General features: G+C 72.2%; 15 protein-coding genes. 12 read left to right on the forward strand and 3 right to left on the reverse strand.

Features of this window, described 5'->3' with window-relative positions; genetic code table 11:
• Positions 1–135: 135 nt before the first annotated feature.
• The 4 genes from ACZ7HQ_RS27340 to ACZ7HQ_RS27355 all read left to right on the forward strand — a co-directional run bounded on the left by ACZ7HQ_RS27340 (position 136) and on the right by ACZ7HQ_RS27355 (position 3,711).
• Positions 136–1,368 carry a sensor histidine kinase gene (locus tag ACZ7HQ_RS27340; RefSeq protein ID WP_470995029.1) on the forward strand — a complete coding sequence of 411 codons (1,233 nt, stop codon included), beginning with the start codon at positions 136–138 and terminating at the stop codon, positions 1,366–1,368.
• A complete protein-coding gene (locus ACZ7HQ_RS27345; protein ID WP_470995032.1) occupies positions 1,332–1,976 on the forward strand; it encodes a response regulator in 645 nt (214 codons plus the stop codon). Before ACZ7HQ_RS27340 ends, ACZ7HQ_RS27345 begins: the two co-directional genes overlap by 37 nt.
• 107 nt (positions 1,977–2,083) lie before the next feature.
• On the forward strand, positions 2,084–2,839 hold the full coding sequence (locus ACZ7HQ_RS27350; RefSeq protein WP_470995035.1) for a thioesterase II family protein: 756 nt from the start codon (positions 2,084–2,086) through the stop codon (positions 2,837–2,839).
• Positions 2,836–3,711, forward strand: coding sequence for an SDR family oxidoreductase (locus tag ACZ7HQ_RS27355; protein WP_470995037.1), 876 nt, complete (start codon positions 2,836–2,838; stop codon positions 3,709–3,711). Before ACZ7HQ_RS27350 ends, ACZ7HQ_RS27355 begins: the two co-directional genes overlap by 4 nt.
• Positions 3,712–4,077: 366 nt before the next feature.
• Here ACZ7HQ_RS27355 and ACZ7HQ_RS27360 read toward each other — a convergent pair whose 3' ends face one another.
• Genes ACZ7HQ_RS27360 through ACZ7HQ_RS27370 form a run of 3 tightly spaced genes read right to left on the reverse strand, consistent with a single transcriptional unit; the run spans position 4,078 to position 6,819 of the window.
• Entirely contained in the window at positions 4,078–4,269 is a 192-nt protein-coding gene (locus ACZ7HQ_RS27360; RefSeq protein ID WP_470995040.1) for a ferredoxin, read from the reverse strand.
• Positions 4,270–4,295: 26 nt separating this feature from the next.
• The gene (locus tag ACZ7HQ_RS27365) at positions 4,296–5,531 is read right to left on the reverse strand and encodes a cytochrome P450 (RefSeq protein WP_470995043.1); all 1,236 of its coding nucleotides are present in this window, start codon (positions 5,529–5,531) and stop codon (positions 4,296–4,298) included.
• 52 nt (positions 5,532–5,583) lie between these two features.
• The gene (locus tag ACZ7HQ_RS27370) at positions 5,584–6,819 is read right to left on the reverse strand and encodes a cytochrome P450 (protein WP_470995322.1); all 1,236 of its coding nucleotides are present in this window, start codon (positions 6,817–6,819) and stop codon (positions 5,584–5,586) included.
• Positions 6,820–7,335: 516 nt separating this feature from the next.
• On the opposite strand from ACZ7HQ_RS27370, the gene ACZ7HQ_RS27375 reads away from it, so the two are divergent.
• Genes ACZ7HQ_RS27375 through ACZ7HQ_RS27410 form a run of 8 tightly spaced genes read left to right on the forward strand, consistent with a single transcriptional unit; the run spans position 7,336 to position 15,596 of the window.
• Positions 7,336–8,232 (forward strand): proline iminopeptidase-family hydrolase, encoded by an 897-nt coding sequence (locus ACZ7HQ_RS27375; protein WP_470995046.1) that lies wholly within the window; start codon positions 7,336–7,338, stop codon positions 8,230–8,232.
• A 40-nt stretch (positions 8,233–8,272) separates the two neighbouring features.
• A complete protein-coding gene (locus ACZ7HQ_RS27380) occupies positions 8,273–9,208 on the forward strand; it encodes an ACP S-malonyltransferase (protein ID WP_470995049.1) in 936 nt (311 codons plus the stop codon).
• Between the two features lie 25 nt (positions 9,209–9,233).
• A complete protein-coding gene (locus tag ACZ7HQ_RS27385; RefSeq protein WP_470995051.1) occupies positions 9,234–9,485 on the forward strand; it encodes a phosphopantetheine-binding protein in 252 nt (83 codons plus the stop codon).
• 25 nt (positions 9,486–9,510) lie between these two features.
• Positions 9,511–11,073 carry an amino acid adenylation domain-containing protein gene (locus tag ACZ7HQ_RS27390; protein ID WP_470995053.1) on the forward strand — a complete coding sequence of 521 codons (1,563 nt, stop codon included), beginning with the start codon at positions 9,511–9,513 and terminating at the stop codon, positions 11,071–11,073.
• A complete protein-coding gene (locus tag ACZ7HQ_RS27395; protein ID WP_470995056.1) occupies positions 11,070–12,623 on the forward strand; it encodes an AMP-binding protein in 1,554 nt (517 codons plus the stop codon). The genes ACZ7HQ_RS27390 and ACZ7HQ_RS27395 overlap by 4 nt, the downstream gene beginning before the upstream one ends.
• Positions 12,620–13,867 carry a type III PLP-dependent enzyme domain-containing protein gene (locus ACZ7HQ_RS27400; protein WP_470995059.1) on the forward strand — a complete coding sequence of 416 codons (1,248 nt, stop codon included), beginning with the start codon at positions 12,620–12,622 and terminating at the stop codon, positions 13,865–13,867. The genes ACZ7HQ_RS27395 and ACZ7HQ_RS27400 overlap by 4 nt, the downstream gene beginning before the upstream one ends.
• A complete protein-coding gene (locus tag ACZ7HQ_RS27405; RefSeq protein WP_470995062.1) occupies positions 13,867–14,319 on the forward strand; it encodes a cobalamin B12-binding domain-containing protein in 453 nt (150 codons plus the stop codon). The genes ACZ7HQ_RS27400 and ACZ7HQ_RS27405 overlap by 1 nt, the downstream gene beginning before the upstream one ends.
• Positions 14,316–15,596: a methylaspartate mutase gene (locus ACZ7HQ_RS27410; RefSeq protein ID WP_470995065.1), complete on the forward strand. Its 1,281-nt coding sequence runs from the start codon at positions 14,316–14,318 to the stop codon at positions 15,594–15,596. Before ACZ7HQ_RS27405 ends, ACZ7HQ_RS27410 begins: the two co-directional genes overlap by 4 nt.
• Positions 15,597–15,645 lie beyond the last annotated feature (49 nt).

The raw sequence follows: 15,645 nt of genomic DNA on the forward strand, positions 1-15,645 counted from the left end.
TTCCCGCTCTCCCCCTGGTGGGGGGTCGCCCCCCCCCTTACGGAGAAAAGGGGGGAGAAAAGGGAGAACGGAACGCCTCCCCCCCCCCCCCCCCCCCCCCCCCCCCCCCCCCCCACGCTGGACACGCTGGTCGGCGTGGCCGTCGCCGCCGGAGCCCTGCTGTCCGTCGTCCTCTTCGTCACCACCGCCTACTTCGTCGTCATCTCCGTGATCGGCATCGGCTTTCTCGCGCTGCCCTACTGCACCCGGGCGGTCCGCTGGCTGTGCGACCTCAACCGGCGTGCGGCCGCGCACTCCGGCGTCCCGGTGGAGCGGCCCTACCGGCCCGAGCCGGAGGAGATCGAGAAGGACATCGTCGGCTGGATGCGCCGCTGCAAGTGGATCCTCACGGACCCCGCGACCTGGCGGGACCTGCTGTGGCTGCTGCTCAACTGCGCCGTCGGCCTGATCGGGTTCGTACCGGCCGCCCTGCTCTACTACGCGGGCGAGGGGCTGTTCCTGGCCTGCGGGCTGTGGCAGCCCGTCGCGGACGGGGGACAGGGCCGCTGGTATGCCTTCGTCACCGTCGGCAGCTGGCCGGCCGCCGCGGCCGCGGGACTGCTGGCGCTCGTGGTGCTCACCGGCTGGGTGTTCCTCGGCCCGCCGGTGCTCAGGGGCCACGCCTACTTCGTCCGCTTCCTGCTCGGTCCGACCCGGCAGTCCCAACTGGCCTCCCGGGTGCAGCACCTGTCGGAGACCCGCTCCGGCGCCCTCGACATCCAGGCCGCCGAACTGCGCCGCATCGAGCGTGACCTGCACGACGGCGCACAGGCCCGGCTCGTCAGCCTCGGCCTGCAACTCGGCGCCGTGGACCGCACGTTGAGCCAGGACCCGGAGAAGGCGCGCCAACTGCTGCGGCAGGCCCGCAGCTCCTCCGTGCAGGCCCTCGGCGAACTGCGCGACCTGGTGCGCGGCATCCACCCGCCGGTCCTCGCGGAGCGGGGCCTGCCCGACGCCCTGCGCGCCCTGGGCCTGGCCAGCCCGCTCGACGTCACCGTGGTCGTGGACCTGCCCGGCCGACTGCCCGACCCGGTCGAGTCCGCCGTCTACTTCGCGGTGTCGGAGCTGCTCACCAACGTCCTCAAACACGCCGACGCCCGGCGCGCGGAGGTCATCGGCTGGTGCGAGGACGGCACCCTGCACGTTCGCGTCACCGACGACGGCCACGGCGGCGCGAACGCGTCGGCCGGGAGTGGTCTGGAGGGCATCCGACGGCGCCTGGCATCCTTTGACGGGGTCCTGGGGATCGACAGTCCCCCGGGCGGCCCGACCGTGATGAAGATGGAGCTACCGTGCGCGTTGTCCTCGCCGAAGACCTCTTCCTCCTGAGGCAGGGGATCATCCAACTCCTGGAGGCGTACGACTTCGAGGTCGTCGCCGCCGTCGACAACGGCACGGACCTCGCCACCGCGATCAGCACGCACCGGCCGGACGTGGCCGTCGTCGACGTACGGCTGCCGCCCACCTTCACCACCGAGGGCCTGCAGGCCGCCCTGCGCGCCCGCCGTGAGCAGCCCGGCCTGCCGATCCTCGTCCTCTCCCAGCACGTCGAGCAGATGTACGCCCGTGAACTGCTGGCCGACGGCACCGGCGGCATCGGCTACCTGCTCAAGGACAGCGTGCTGGACGACGAGCAGTTCATCGACGCCGTACGCCGGGTCGCGGCCGGGGGAACGGCCATGGACCCCGCCGTCGTCGCCCAGTTGATGACCAGTCACGCACGGGACGAGCCGCTGGCCGCGCTCACCGGGCGCGAGCGCGAGGTGCTGGAGCTGATGGCCGAGGGCTGCTCGAACACGGCGATCGCCCAGCGGCTCACCATCACCGAGGGCGCGGCCGCCAAGCACATCTCCAACATCTTCACCAAGCTGGTGCTGCCCCCCTCCAGCGACAGCAACCGCCGCGTGCTCGCGGTGCTCGCCTACCTCAACGCCTGAGCGCCGCGGCGCCGTTGGGGCGGGTAGGGGTGTCCGGCTCCGCCCCGCGCGCAGGAGACTGCTGGGGCACGCGCCCCGCGCCACCACCTGGAAGGAACGCCCGCCCCATGACCGCGCTCGCCGAGCAGGACAGCCTCTGGATACGCCGCTACCACCCCCGTCCGGACGCTGCGGTCAGGCTGGTGTGCCTGCCCCACGCGGGCGGCTCGGCGACCTTCTACCACCCGGTGTCCGCAAGCATGCCGGCCGGGGTGGACGTGCTCGCCGTGCAGTACCCGGGGCGCCAGGACCGGCGCGGCGAGCCGTGCGCCGCGAGCATCCGGGAACTGGCCGACCAGGTCACCTCCGTCCTGCTGCCGTGGACGGACCGCCCGCTGCTGTTCTTCGGCCACAGCATGGGCGCGACCCTCGGCTTCGAGGTCGCCCGCCGGCTGGAACGGGATCACGGCGTCGTCCCGCACGCGCTGGTCGCCTCCGCCCGCCGGGCCCCGTCCTGCCCGCGCGACGAGTCCGTCCACCTGCGTGACGACGACGGACTCATCGAGGAGATGCGGCAGTTGAGCGGAACGGACTCGACGATCCTCGACGACGTCGAACTGATCCGCATGGCCCTGCCCGCGATCCGCGCCGACTACCAGGCTGCCGAGACGTACGTCTACGAACCCGGCCCGAATCTGCGGTGCCCCGTCGTCTCCCTGGTCGGCGACGACGACCCGAAGGTCACCGTGGACGAGGCGCGGGCCTGGTCGCGCCACACGGACGCGTCGTTCGAGTTCCACGTGTTCAAGGGCGGCCACTTCTACCTGACGTCCCACCAGAAGGAGATCCTCGACCTCCTGGCGAAGCAGGCGGTGCTGTCATGACGTCGGTCGTCATCACCGGTTGCAGCAGCGGTATCGGCCTGGAGACCGCACTGGCGTTCGCGCGCAGGGGCGACCGGGTGCACGCCTGCGTACGACACCCCGCCAGGGCGGAGGAACTGCTGCGCCGCGCCCGCGCCGAGGACCTCACCCTCGACGTCCCCCACCTGGATGTCACCGACGACGCCTCCGTCACCGCCGCCGTCACCGCGGTGCGGGAGCGGCACGGACCGATCGACGTCCTGGTCAACAACGCCGGCATCGACCACACCGGCCCCGCCGAGACCATGCCGCTCGACCAGGCGCGCACCCTCATGGAGACCAACTTCTGGGGCCCGCTGTACATGGCCCGCGCCGTCCTGCCCGGGATGCGCGCCCGCGGCAGCGGCGTCATCGTCAACGTCTCCTCCCTCGCGGGCCGTACGTTCGCCGTGCCGCACGGTGGTTTCTACGCGGCGAGCAAGGCGGCCCTGGGCGCGCTCAGCGAGGCCCTGTACGCGGAGGTGCGGCCCCATGGCATCCGGGTGGTGTGCCTCGAACCGGGGAGTTTCGCCTCCGGCATCCGGCGCAAGCCCGCGGCAGCCCCCACCGGTCCGCAGTCCGGGACAGATCCGTACGCCGCCGACCACGCCTGGCTGACCGGGTTCCTCGCGGGGGTGGCGGACGGCGCCGCCGACTGCGCCGAGGCGGCCGAGGCGATCCTGGCGGCCGCGGACGACCCGGACACCCCGTTGCACACGCCGGTCGGCAAGGACGCGCAGGACGCCCTGCGGTTCCTGACCGGCGTGAGCTACGAGGACTGGCTGCCTCGCTTCCTCGACGCGGCCCAGTCCCTCGCGGGCCCACGTCCCGCCCCGCCGGCCGCCGGCAGCTGACCGGTCGACCGCCGCAGAACCTGCCACGCACCGCGCGGCAGGTGTCCACGGTCTCACCGCGTGCCGGATGACGAACGAGAGTCGACCTGGCCGTCTGTCTCTACGGCGCGGGTCAACGGGAGCCCGCGCCGCACACCACCCAGGAGACCGTCGCCCTCCTGCGCAGGACCCTCACCCGACCTCGCCCGTGCGCTCCTCGGACGTGAACGGGTCTGGGGGTGGCGAACCTGACCGTCGCCCTGCTCGACCACCTCGGCCGGAACGCCGAAGCGGCCGCCCTGCGCCGCCGCCTCGGCCTTCCAGCCGCACCGTGAGGACGCGCTCGCGGCTCCGGCGGGCAGCTCGAAGCCGCTCCGGTACCGGCCGTCAGCCGTGGACACGGATGGAGCGTGACGGGCACAGGTCGGCCGCCTGCGCGACCCCCGACCTGAGGTTCTCGGCCGGCTCGTCGCGGAGGACGACCACGAGGCCGTCGTCGTCCTGGTCGAACACCTGCGGACTGAGCAGCGCGCACTGGCCCGAGCCCACGCACCGGTCGCGTTCGATGGTGACACGCATGAAACGGACTCCGATCGGATCGGCCGTCACCAGGTGACGGGGAGTTCGTAGACGCCGTAGACCATGGCGTCGTCCTTGAAGCGCAGTGCGTCCGGTTCGACTGCCAGCCGCAGGCCCGGGACGCGGCGCAGCAGCGTGCCGTAGACGGCCTCCAGCTCCACCCGGGCCAGGTTGGCGCCGATGCACTGGTGGACGCCGTAGCCGAAGGCGAGGTGGCTGCGGGCCTCCTTGCGGTGGATGTCGAGGGTGCCGGGGTCCGGGAAGACGGACTCGTCGTGGTCGGCCGCGTTGTTCAGGGCGAGGATGCCCTCGCCGGCGCGGATGGTGACGTCACCGACCTCGATGTCCTCCAGCGCGACACGCGCCGTGCCGGAGTCGGAGATGGAGAAGACCCGGAGCAACTCCTCGATGGCGTTGGGGAGGAGACCCGGGTCCGCCTGCAACTCCGCCATCTGCTCGGGGTGCCGGAGGAGGGCCAGCACACCCAGGGCGATCATGTTGGCCGTCGTCTCGTGGCCGCCGACCAGCATCAGACGGGCCATCGTCACGACGTCGACGTGGTCGGCGACCTGCTCGGTGCGGTTCTTCTCCAGGAAGCGGCTGATGAGGTCGTCGCCCGGCTCTTTCTCCCTGAGGGTGACGAGCTTGTCCAGGTACGTGTCCAGGGCCTGCACCGCGGCGCCGTACTCCGCCGGGCTCAGGTCGTGGTTCATCAGGGCCGCCGACCACTCCTCGAACCGGGCGTGGTCCTCGTACGGCACGCCGAGCAGCTCGCAGATCACGAGCGAGGGCACCGGCAGCGCGAGGGCGGTGACCAGGTCCACCGGGCCGCCGGCCGCCAGCATCGCGTCGATGCGCTCGTCGACGATCTCCTGGATGCGCGGACGCATCTCCCTGACCCGCCGCGCGGTGAACTCGGGTATGAGCATGCGGCGTTGCGCGGTGTGCTCCGGCGGGTCCAGGTTCAGCAGCATCAGCCGGACCTGCGCCAGCATCTCCTCGGGAATGTGGAACTGGTGCGGATAGCCCGGCAGTTTCAGGTTGGAACTGACCCGGTCGTCGCCCAGTACCTGCCGGACGTGCTCGTGCCGGGTGACCAGCCAGGTCGGCTTGCCGTTCACCTTGAGCGCGGCGCGCGAGACGGGCTGGTCGCTGCGCATCCCGGCGTACTCGCGCGGTTCGCTGAACGGACAGGTGCGCCGCATCGGGAACTGCGGAAGCGGCGCCCCCGTCCCGGGTGCGGCGTCGGCGGACTGGGTCATGGCTGCCTTTCGGACGGGGTCGGTGACGGAAGGGGGCGCACAGGGGGCTGTGTCACCAGGTGACGGGCAGCTCGTACAGCCCGTAGACGATGGCGTCGTCCTTGAACCGCAGCTCCTCCACCGGGGTGGCCACACGCAGCGTCGGGATGCGCCGGAACAGCGTCGTGTAGACGACGTCCAGCTCCATCCGCGCCAGGTTCTGGCCGATGCACTGGTGGACGCCGTAGCCGAACGCCAGGTGGCTGCGGGCCTCGCGGCGCACATCGAGGCGGTCGGGATCGGGGAAGACCCGCTCGTCGTGGTTGGCCGCGTTGTTCAGCGGCAGGATGCCCTCGCCGGCGCGGATGGTCACGCCGCCCAGCTCGATGTCCTCCAGGGCGACCCGCGCGGTGCCCGCGTCGGAGATGGAGAAGAAGCGCAACAGCTCCTCCACCGCCTTCGGCATCAGCTCCGGCTCCTCGCGCAGGGCGGCGAGCTGGTCGGGGTGCTCCAGCAGGGCCAGCACGCCCAGCGCGATCATGTTGGCGGTGGTCTCGTGCCCCGTGACCAGCATCAGCTTGGACATGCTGACGATGTCGGAGTGCTCCACGGCGGGTGCCTGCCGGTTGAACTCGACCAGCCGGCTGATCATGTCGTCGCCCGGGTCGCTCTCCTTGGCGGTGACCAGCCCGTCCACGTACTGGTCCAGCTCGTAGTGCGCGCGGCCCCGGTCCTCGTCGCTGATGTCGTGGTTCATGATGGCCCACGCCCACTCCTCGAACCGGCCGTGGTCCTCGTAGGGGACGCCGAGCAGTTCGCAGATGACGAGGGACGGCACCGGCAGCGCGAGGGCGGTGACCAGGTCGACCGGGGCGCCGTTCGCGCCCTTGGCCAGCATCTGGTCGATCTGCTGGTCCACGATCTGCTGCACCCGGCCGCGCAGCTCGCGCATCCGCCGGACGCTGAACTCGGGCGCCAGCATGCGGCGTTGGACCGTGTGGTCCGGCGGGTCCATGGACAGGAAGGTCAGCGGCACCGACTGGAGCGTCTCCTGCGGCACCGGAACCTGCAGGGGATACCCGGGCAGCTTCAGGTTCGCGCTGACCCGCGCGTCACCCAGCAGCTTCTTGTACAGGTCGTGGCGGGTGACCAGCCAGGTCCGCTTGCCGTCGACCTTCAGCCGCGCCCGGGAGACCGGCTCGCTCTCGCGCAGCCCGGCGTAGGGAGCCGGCGGACTGAAGGGACAGGCCCGCCGCATCGGAAACTCCGGCAGCGCGGCCTCGTCGGCCGGTTCGGCAGGTGCAGTCATCATGTCCTCTTCGCACGGGAGGGAACGGATGCGCCGGTGTCGGAGCGGGGTCCGGGCCCGGCGCCGGTGCGGCGCGGTCGGCCGTGCCACGCACGCTAGGCAGCCACGACCGCGGGCCCCAACCCCTAGGCGCCCCTAGGGCCGGTCGTCACCTTCCCTCCCCGAGCCTTCGGCCGCGAAATGCCCCCGGCCCCGTGACGCCGTGCACGCGCCCCCACTGCCTCAAGGGCGTGGGAGGTGCCCCCTGCCCCCACTCGCCGCACCGGGCCCGCTCCCAAGTACCCCCGGCACGGGGCGTTGTGCCGGGTTTCCTGTTCGGCCCCCCGAACACCACTAGGGGCGGTTAGGGGTCCGGTGGCGGCACCGGGGCCGTTAGCGTCGGCTGCGGACCACGGCAGAGGCACGGACGGACCACGGCGGACGCACCGCCCGCCCACCGCCCCGGCCCTCCCGGTCCCGGCCGGCGACCTCACCCCGGCCGTCGCCGCATCCCGCAGCCGAGCAGAGGTGATCAGCGTGTCTCCGGATCCCAGCGCGAAGGGCACCGTCCCCTTCGGGGAGTACCGGACCTGGTACCGGGTGACCGGGGAACTCGGCGAGGGACGGCCCGCGGTCGTCGCCGTGCACGGCGGCCCCGGCAGCACCCACGACTACCTGCTGCCGCTGGCCCGGCTCGCGGCGGACGGCTGGCCGGTCGTCCACTACGACCAGCTCGGCAACGGCGGCTCGACCCATCTGCCCGAGAAAGACCCCGGGTTCTGGACGGTCGAGCTGTTCCTCGACGAACTGGACAACCTCCTCGGACAGTTGGGGATCGCCGACGACTACGTCCTGTTCGGGCAGTCCTGGGGCGGCCCCCTGTGCGCCCGGCACGCCATGACCGGCCCGCCCGGTCTGCGCGGGCTGGTCATCGCCAACGCCCCGGCCTCCTACCCGGTCTGGCTGCAGGAGATGGCACGCCTGCGCGCCGAACTGCCGCCGGACGTACAGGAGACGCTGGTGCGGCACGAGACGGCCGGCACCTACGACAGCCCGGACTACCTGGCGGCGATGCGGGTCTTCTACGACCGTCACGTGTGCCGCCTGACGCCCTGGCCCCGCGACTTCCTGTCGTCCTTCATGGAGATCTACAACGATCCGACCGTCTACTACGCGATGAACGGCCCCAACGAGTTCCACGTCATCGGTTCCCTCAAGGACTGGTCGATCATCGACGACCTGCACCGGATCAGCGCCCCCACCCTGCTGATCAGCGGCCGCCACGACGAGGCCACCCCGGCCGTCGTCCAGCCGTACCAGGACGGCATCCCCGGGGCGCGCTGGGAGATCTTCGAGGAGTCGAGCCACCTTCCGCACCTGGAGGAACCGGAGCGGTTCCGCGAGGTGATGACCGACTTCCTCAAGAGCCTGTGACCTGTCTCAAGAGCCTGTGAAAGGGGGCGGGGATCCCGCCATGGCACACGACACCGCGCTCGTCTTCCCCGGCATGGGCCCCGTCCCGTTCGCCGAGGTCGGCAGGTTCATGGTGGCGAGCCCCTACGCCCGCGATCTGGTCGCCGTCGCCGACGAGGCGCTCGGCTACTCGCTCGTGGACGCCTTCCGGACCTCCCCGGGCGACTACTCGGAGGCCGCGCAGGTGGCGTTCTTCGTCAACTGCCTGGCCTGCGCCCACTGGGCCCGGGACCACCTGGGCGTGGAACCCGACGTCGTGGCCGGGCCCAGCTTCGGTGAGAAGGCGGCCATCGCCTACACCGGCGCCCTGGAGCCGGCCGACGCGGTCCGCCTCACCGCCGAGATCGCCCGCTGCCTGGAGGAGTACTTCGCCGAGGAGCACCGGGACATCGTCACCCTGTCCTTCGTCCGCGCCCCGCGCGACGGCCTCGACGCGATCCTCGCCGAGCTGGACGAGGCGGGGGAGTGGCACGAGATCTCCTGCCACATCGACGACGGCTTCTACATGGTCTCCCTGTCCGAACACCGCGTGGAATGGATGCAGGAGCGACTGCGCGGCATCGGCAGCCTGCCGCTGTACACCATGCGACCCCCCATGCACGCCTCCGCGTTCCGCTCGCTGCGCGACAAGGCCGCACGTGAGGTGGTGTCCCGCTACACCTTCGCCGACCCCCGGCTGCCCGTCGTCGCCGACCAGGACGGCCGGCTGCTGCACACCGGCGAGGAACTGCGCACCATGCTGCTCGACGGCTTCGACCACCCCATGCACTGGCCGAGCGTCACCACCGCGCTCAAGGACACAGGCGCCCGCCGCCTGTGCGTGGCCGGACCGGACAGCCTCTTCGGCCGGGTCCCCTGTACGACCCGCCACTTCGACGTCGTCGCCGCGCAGCCGCGGCTGGCGATGACCCCCCGGCGTCACTCGCGCGCCGCCTGACCCGCCCGACTCGTTGGAGGCCCCCATGTGGGACGACCAGTTCGAACAGATACTCCGCCCCTTCCTGCCGTTCCTGCCGCCGCACGAGGAGCTGACAGCGGACACCGACCTGAAGGACCTCGGCCTGGACTCGCTCGGTACCGTCCAGCTCCTCGGCACGCTGGAGGACGCCTACCAGCTCCGCTTCCGCGACAGCGCGCTCACCATGGACACCTTCCGCACCGCCGGCGTGCTGTGGGACACCGTGCGGGGCATGCTGCCCAGCGCCGCGAGCTGACGGGGCGGCCATCGTGGACCCCAGCATGGACGGCACCCTGTCGGGCCGGTTCCTGCGCGGCCTGGCCCTCGCCCCGGACCGGCCCGCGCTGCGCGCCGGCGGCGTCGACCTCACCTACCGCGAACTGCACGAACGTGCCCTGGCCCTGGCCGGCTCCCTGCTGGCCCAGCTCCCCGACCAGCCACCCGCCGTGGGCGTGCTGGCCGGCAAGGGGCCCACGGCGTACACCGCCCTGCTGGCCGGGCTGTACAGCGGTGTCACCGTCGTACCGCTGCAGCCGGCCTTCCCCGCCGCGCGCACCCGGCAGATGATCGAGGCCGCCGGCGTCGGCGCGCTGCTCGCCGACGACGACACCCTGCCCGCCCTGACCGCGCTGGACGCGGAAGGTGTCACGCTGCCGACGCTGTTCGCGCCCGGCGGGCAGCCGATGCCCGCGCTCGCCGTCGACGCGGACAGCGCCCTGAAGGCCCCCATGCCGGCCCGGCCCTCCGACATCGCCTACGTGCTGTTCACCTCAGGTTCCACCGGCCGGCCCAAGGGCGTGCCGGTCACCCACGCCAACACCGCGCACTACTTCGACCTGCTCGACCAGCGCTACGACTTCGGTCCGCACGACGTCTTCTCGCAGACCTTCGACCTCAACTTCGACTGCGCGATGTTCGACCTGTTCTGCGCCTGGGGCGCCGGCGCCGCCGTCGTACCGGTCCCGGCGCAGGCGTACGCACACCTGCCGGAGTTCATGGCCGAGCAGCGCATGACCGTGTGGTTCTCCACGCCCAGCGCGATCACCCTGGTGCGCCGCACCGGTGGGCTCGCTCCCGGCGTGCTGCCGTCGCTGCGGTGGAGCTTCTTCGCGGGGGAGGCGCTCAGCTGCAGGGACGCCGAGGACTGGGCCGCCGCCGCGCCGGGCGCGGCGCTGGAGAACCTGTACGGCCCCACGGAACTCACGATCACCGTCACCGCGCACCGCTGGACGCCGGGACGGTACCTGAACGACATGGTGCCCATCGGCGCCGTGCACCCGGGCCACCGGACCCTGCTCCTGGACACCGAGGGCGCGCCCACCGCCGGTGACGAGGGCGAACTGTGCATCGCCGGGCCGCAGTCCACCCCCGGCTACCTGGACCCGGCCGACGACACCGGACGGTTTCTGGAGCACGACGGCCACCGCTTCTACCGCACCGGCGACCGCGTCCGGCGCGCCGGCGACGGCGGCTGGCTGTACCTGGGCCGCCAGGACGCGCAGGTCCAGGTGCACGGCGTGCGGATGGAACTGGCCGAGGTGGACGCCGCCGCGCGCACCTGCCCGGGCGTCGAGGACGCCGTGACCGTGGCGGTGCCCGTGGACGGCACGGTGGAGCTGGCCGTCTTCCACACCGGCGACCCGGTGCCGCCCGCGCACCTCGCCCGGCACCTGCGCGAGCTGCTGCCGGCCCCGGTCGTCCCGCGCGCCTACCACCACCTGGACGCGCTCCCCCTGAACTCCAACCGCAAGACCGACCGCAGGAAGCTCACCTCCCGGGCCACGGCCATGTGGCAGTCGGCCGGGACGGGACGCACACACGAAAGGCGGCAGGAGTCGCAGTGAACGGTCAACCGACAGCGCAGGACCGTACCGGGACCCCGGTGCGCGGCGCGCGCACCGACGCCCGGGTGCACGACCTGCTCGACGAGGCCACCGCCGAGCGCCCCGACTCCCCGGCGGTCGCCGATCGCGCGGGCCGCTGGACCTACCGGGAACTGGCCGCCCACAGCCACGCCGTCGACGCCTGGCTGGAACAGCGCGGTATCGGCCACGGCGACCGGGTGCTCGTCCAGCTGCCCAGCACCCGTGAACTGGTCGCGCTCATGTACGGCACCGCGCGTCGCGGCGCCGTCCTCGTCCCCGTCAACACCGGCATGAAGGACTACCACCTGCGGTCGGTCATCGAGAACGCCGAGCCCTCGCTGGTCCTCGTCACCGACACCGCCGTGGGGCGGATCACCGCGCTCTGCGACGGCGTGCCCGTCCTCGGGATGGACGAGGTCTGGCCGCAGATCACCGCCCTGCGCGAGCTGGAGGCCCGCTCCGGCGGGTCCGAAGCCGGTCCCGAGGACATCGCCGTCCTCGTCTACACCTCCGGCTCGACCGCCGCCCCGAAGGCGGTGATCTGCCCGCACGGCCGGATGGTCTTCGCCACCGAGGCCATCAACCTGGAACTCGGCTACCGCCCCGACGACGTGGTCTTCTGCCGTTTCCCGATCTCCTGGGACTACGGCCTGTACAAGGTGCTGCTCACCGCCGCCGGCCGCAGCGAACTCGTGCTCGCCGACGGCGAGTCCGACCTGGTGCTGCTGCGCCGCATCCGGGAGACCGGCGCCACCGTCGTCCCGATCGTGCCGTCCCTGGCCACCATGATCGTCGCCCTCGCCGAGCGGGAACCGAGCCGGGAGTCCCGGGTGCGCATGTTCACCAACACCGGTGCCGCGCTGGCGAAGACCACCGCCGACGGACTGCGCACGGCGTTCCCCGGCGCAGAGGTGATCATCCAGTTCGGGCAGACCGAGTGCAAGCGCGTCTCCGTCCTGCCGCCCGCCCACCAGGACGCCAAGCCCGACTCGGTCGGCCGCCCGCTGCCCGGCACCCGCGCCTTCGTCGTGGACGACGAGGGCAGCGCCCTGCCGCCCTGGCAGACCGGCGAGATCGTCGTCGAGGGACCGCACGTCATGCCCGGCTACTGGCGTGCACCGGAACAGACCGCCCGCGCCTTCCGCCCCGCCCCCGACGGCGGACTCAGGCTGCACACCGGCGACTTCGGGCACGTCGACGAGGACGGCTTCCTCTACTACGAGGGCCGCCGCGACGACATGTTCAAGCACAAGGGCGTGCGCATGAGCACCACGGAGATCGAGAGCGCCGCCACCGACGTCCCCGGCGTCCGTGCCGCCGCCGTCCTGCCGCCCGCCGACGGCCGTGACCTCGCGGTGTTCGCCGAGGGCGACATCGACCCGCACGCGCTGCTGAAGGAGCTGTCGCTGCGGCTGGAGCCCGCCAAGGTACCGGGTGTGAGCCGCGTCGTCGACGAGCTGCCGCTGACCCCGCACGGCAAGCACGACCGCAAGCAGCTCGCCCGCCTCCTGGAAGGAACCACCCCGTGACCGGCCCCACCGAGCTGGCCGAGCGCTTCGGCACCCCCTCCTACGTCTACGACCTTCACCGGGTGGCTGCGGCCCGCGACGACCTGTTCGCCGCGCTGCCCGACGAGGTCGAGGTGTTCTACGCCGCCAAGGCCAACCCGCACCCCGAGCTGCTGCGCGAGCTGCGCTCCGGCTCGGTGCGCGGCTGCCGCGCCGAGATCAGCTCCGTCGGCGAACTGGACGCCGCCCTGCAGGCAGGCTTCGACGGCGACCGGATCCTCTACACCGGGCCCGGCAAGACCACCGAGGAACTCACCGAGGCACTGACCCGCGGCGTCCGGCTGTTCTCCACCGAGTCGCCCGGCGACCTGCGCCGCGTCGGCGAGACCGCGCTCAGGCTGGGCCTCACCGCCGACTGCCTGATCCGGGTCAACAACGCCACCGGCGCGGCGGCCACGAGCATCCGCATGACCGGCGTGCCCTCGCAGTTCGGCTTCGACACCGAGACGCTGCCCGCCCTCGCCGCCGAACTGCGCGAGGTACCCGGCACCAGCATCGCCGGGCTGCACTTCTTCCCGCTGAGCAACGCCAAGGACGAGGCGAGCCTCATCGCCGAGTTCCGGCACACCGTCGCCACCGCCGCCGCCCTCCAGGACACCCTCGGCGTCACGTTCCGCCTTCTCGACATCGGCGGCGGGTTCGCCGCCCCGTACGCGGTGCAGGGTGAACGGCCGGTCTACGGCGAGCTGCGCGACGCCCTGGCCGAGGCGCTGGACGAGCACTTCCCCGGCTGGCGTGCAGGCGCCCCGCGGATCGCCTGCGAGTCGGGCCGCTACCTGGTCGCCGACAGCGGCACCCTGCTCACCTCCGTCGTCAACGTCAAGGACAGCCGCGGGCAGCGCTACGTCGTCCTCGACGCCGGGATCAACACCTTCGGCGGCATGTCCGGCCTCGGCCGCATCCTGCCCGTGTCCGTCGAGCCGCACGAGTCCGTCGGCGTGGACGGCACCCCCGCGAACCTCGCCGGACCCCTGTGCACACCCGGCGACCTGCTCGGCCGCAACGTCCCGCTGCCCGAGCCGGCCCCGGGTGACCTGCTCACCGTGCCCAACGCCGGCGCCTACGGCCCCACGGCGAGCCTGCTGATGTTCCTCGGCAGGCCCGCCCCGGCCGAGATCGTCGTCCGCGGTGACGACCTGGTCTCCGTCTCCCGCATCCAGCACACCCGCACATTCGAACCCCTCACCCACGGACAGGCCCTGTGATGAGCCCCTCCCCGACGGCCCCCACCCCCGGCGGCCGGCCCGTGCTCGTGGCCGGTGGCATCTCCGACTCCCACACCTGGAACCTCGTCTACCTCCAGCTCCTCCTCGAAGAACACGGCCGCCGCGTGGTCAACCTCGGCCCCTGCGTCCCCGAGGACCTGCTCATCGCCGAGGCCCTGGCCCACCGCCCGGCCCTCATCGTGGTCAGCAGCGTCAACGGCCACGGCTACCACGACGGCATGCGCACCGTCACCCGGCTGCGCGAGCACCCGGAACTCGCGGACGTGCCCGCCGTGATCGGCGGCAAGCTGGGCATCGCCGGACCCTGCGGAAGCGACGAGGTGGCCGCGCTGCGCGCGGCCGGCTACGACGCGGTGTTCGACGACAGCGCCGAGGGCGTCACCGCCTTCGTGCGGATGCTCGACGCGCTGCCGCAGCGGGCCCTGGTGTGACCGGCGTCGGGTTCGGCGCGTTCGTGCGCCGGGCTCATGACGCCGGCCACCTGGTGGTCCAGCCCCGGATGGGGATGAGCAGCCCGGAGCGGATGCGGGCCGGGCTGCTCGCCACCCGGAACGCCAGGGCGACCACCGTCGGCACGATCACCCTGGACAGCTACACCCGGGTCGGCGACCTGGAATCGGCCGAACTGGCCGTCCTGGAGGGCGTCGCCCTCAACGGCTACCCGATCGTCAGCCACGGGACGACCACCACCCGGCAGGTGCTCGACGGCATCCACGGCCCCCGCTTCCCGGTCCAGGTCCGGCACGGCTCGGCCGCCCCGCAGCACATCTTCCGGGCGCTGACGGCCGTCGGGCTGGACGCCTCCGAAGGCGGCCCCGTCTCCTACTGCCTGCCCTACGGCCGCGTCCCGCTGCGCGAGTCCGTCGCCCACTGGGCGGCCGCCTGCCAACTGCTCGCCGGCCTGCGCGCGTCGGGCGCCGAACCGCACCTGGAGACCTTCGGCGGCTGTGTCCTCGGCCAGCTCTGCCCGCCCGGGCTGCTCGTCGCCGTCAGCGTCCTGGAAGCACTGTTCTTCCGACGGCACGGTATCCGCAGCATTTCGGTGAGTTACGCCCAGCAGACCGAGCCGCGCCAGGACGCCGAAGCGGTGGCCGCATTGCGCAGCCTGTGCGCGCGGCTCCTTCCGGACACCGAATGGCACGTCGTCGTCTACGCCTACATGGGGCTGTATCCGGAAACCGAGCAGGGCGCCTACCGGCTGCTCGGGAAAGCGGCCGAACTCGCCGTCGCCAGCGGTTCCGAACGGCTCATCGTGAAAACCGTCGCGGAATCCCGCCGCATTCCGTCGGTCGCCGAGAACGTCGCCGCCCTCGAACACGCGGCGAAGGTCGCCGCGCGGACGGCGCGCGCCCCGCTGGACGGCACCGGCACCCAGACATACGCCGAGGCCTTGGCCCTGGTGAACACGGTGCTGGAGCTGGACGACGACCTCGGCGCGGCGCTGCTCGCGGCGTTCGCCAGGGGCCTTCTGGACATTCCCTACTGTCTGCATCCGGACAACGCCGGACTCAGCCGGAGTTATATCGCCGCGGACGGCCGGCTGTGCTGGGCCGACATCGGAAAGATGCCACTGAACGGCATCGCCGACGTACGCCCCGCACAGGCCATCACCTCCGCGGACCTGCTCGATTCCCTGTCCTATGTGCGCCGTTCCTTCGACCGGCACGGCCCCGAGGACAGAGCGTCCCTCGAACGTGCCCGCCCCTAGGGGTGCTTAAGGGTGTGGCCTTTCGAAGGCCGTCACTAGCGTGTGGAAA

It is taken from the genome of Streptomyces sp. NPDC037290, from assembly GCF_055603245.1.

Coding starts and splice junctions, on each gene's coding strand:
- ACZ7HQ_RS27350 (WP_470995035.1), top strand. CDS start 2,084: ATGACCGCGCTCGCCGAGCAGGACAGCCTCTGGATACGCCGCTACCAC.
- ACZ7HQ_RS27355 (WP_470995037.1), top strand. CDS start 2,836: ATGACGTCGGTCGTCATCACCGGTTGCAGCAGCGGTATCGGCCTGGAG.
- ACZ7HQ_RS27360 (WP_470995040.1), bottom strand. CDS start 4,269: ATGCGTGTCACCATCGAACGCGACCGGTGCGTGGGCTCGGGCCAGTGC.
- ACZ7HQ_RS27365 (WP_470995043.1), bottom strand. CDS start 5,531: ATGACCCAGTCCGCCGACGCCGCACCCGGGACGGGGGCGCCGCTTCCG.
- ACZ7HQ_RS27370 (WP_470995322.1), bottom strand. CDS start 6,819: ATGACTGCACCTGCCGAACCGGCCGACGAGGCCGCGCTGCCGGAGTTT.
- ACZ7HQ_RS27380 (WP_470995049.1), top strand. CDS start 8,273: ATGGCACACGACACCGCGCTCGTCTTCCCCGGCATGGGCCCCGTCCCG.
- ACZ7HQ_RS27385 (WP_470995051.1), top strand. CDS start 9,234: ATGTGGGACGACCAGTTCGAACAGATACTCCGCCCCTTCCTGCCGTTC.
- ACZ7HQ_RS27390 (WP_470995053.1), top strand. CDS start 9,511: ATGGACGGCACCCTGTCGGGCCGGTTCCTGCGCGGCCTGGCCCTCGCC.
- ACZ7HQ_RS27405 (WP_470995062.1), top strand. CDS start 13,867: ATGAGCCCCTCCCCGACGGCCCCCACCCCCGGCGGCCGGCCCGTGCTC.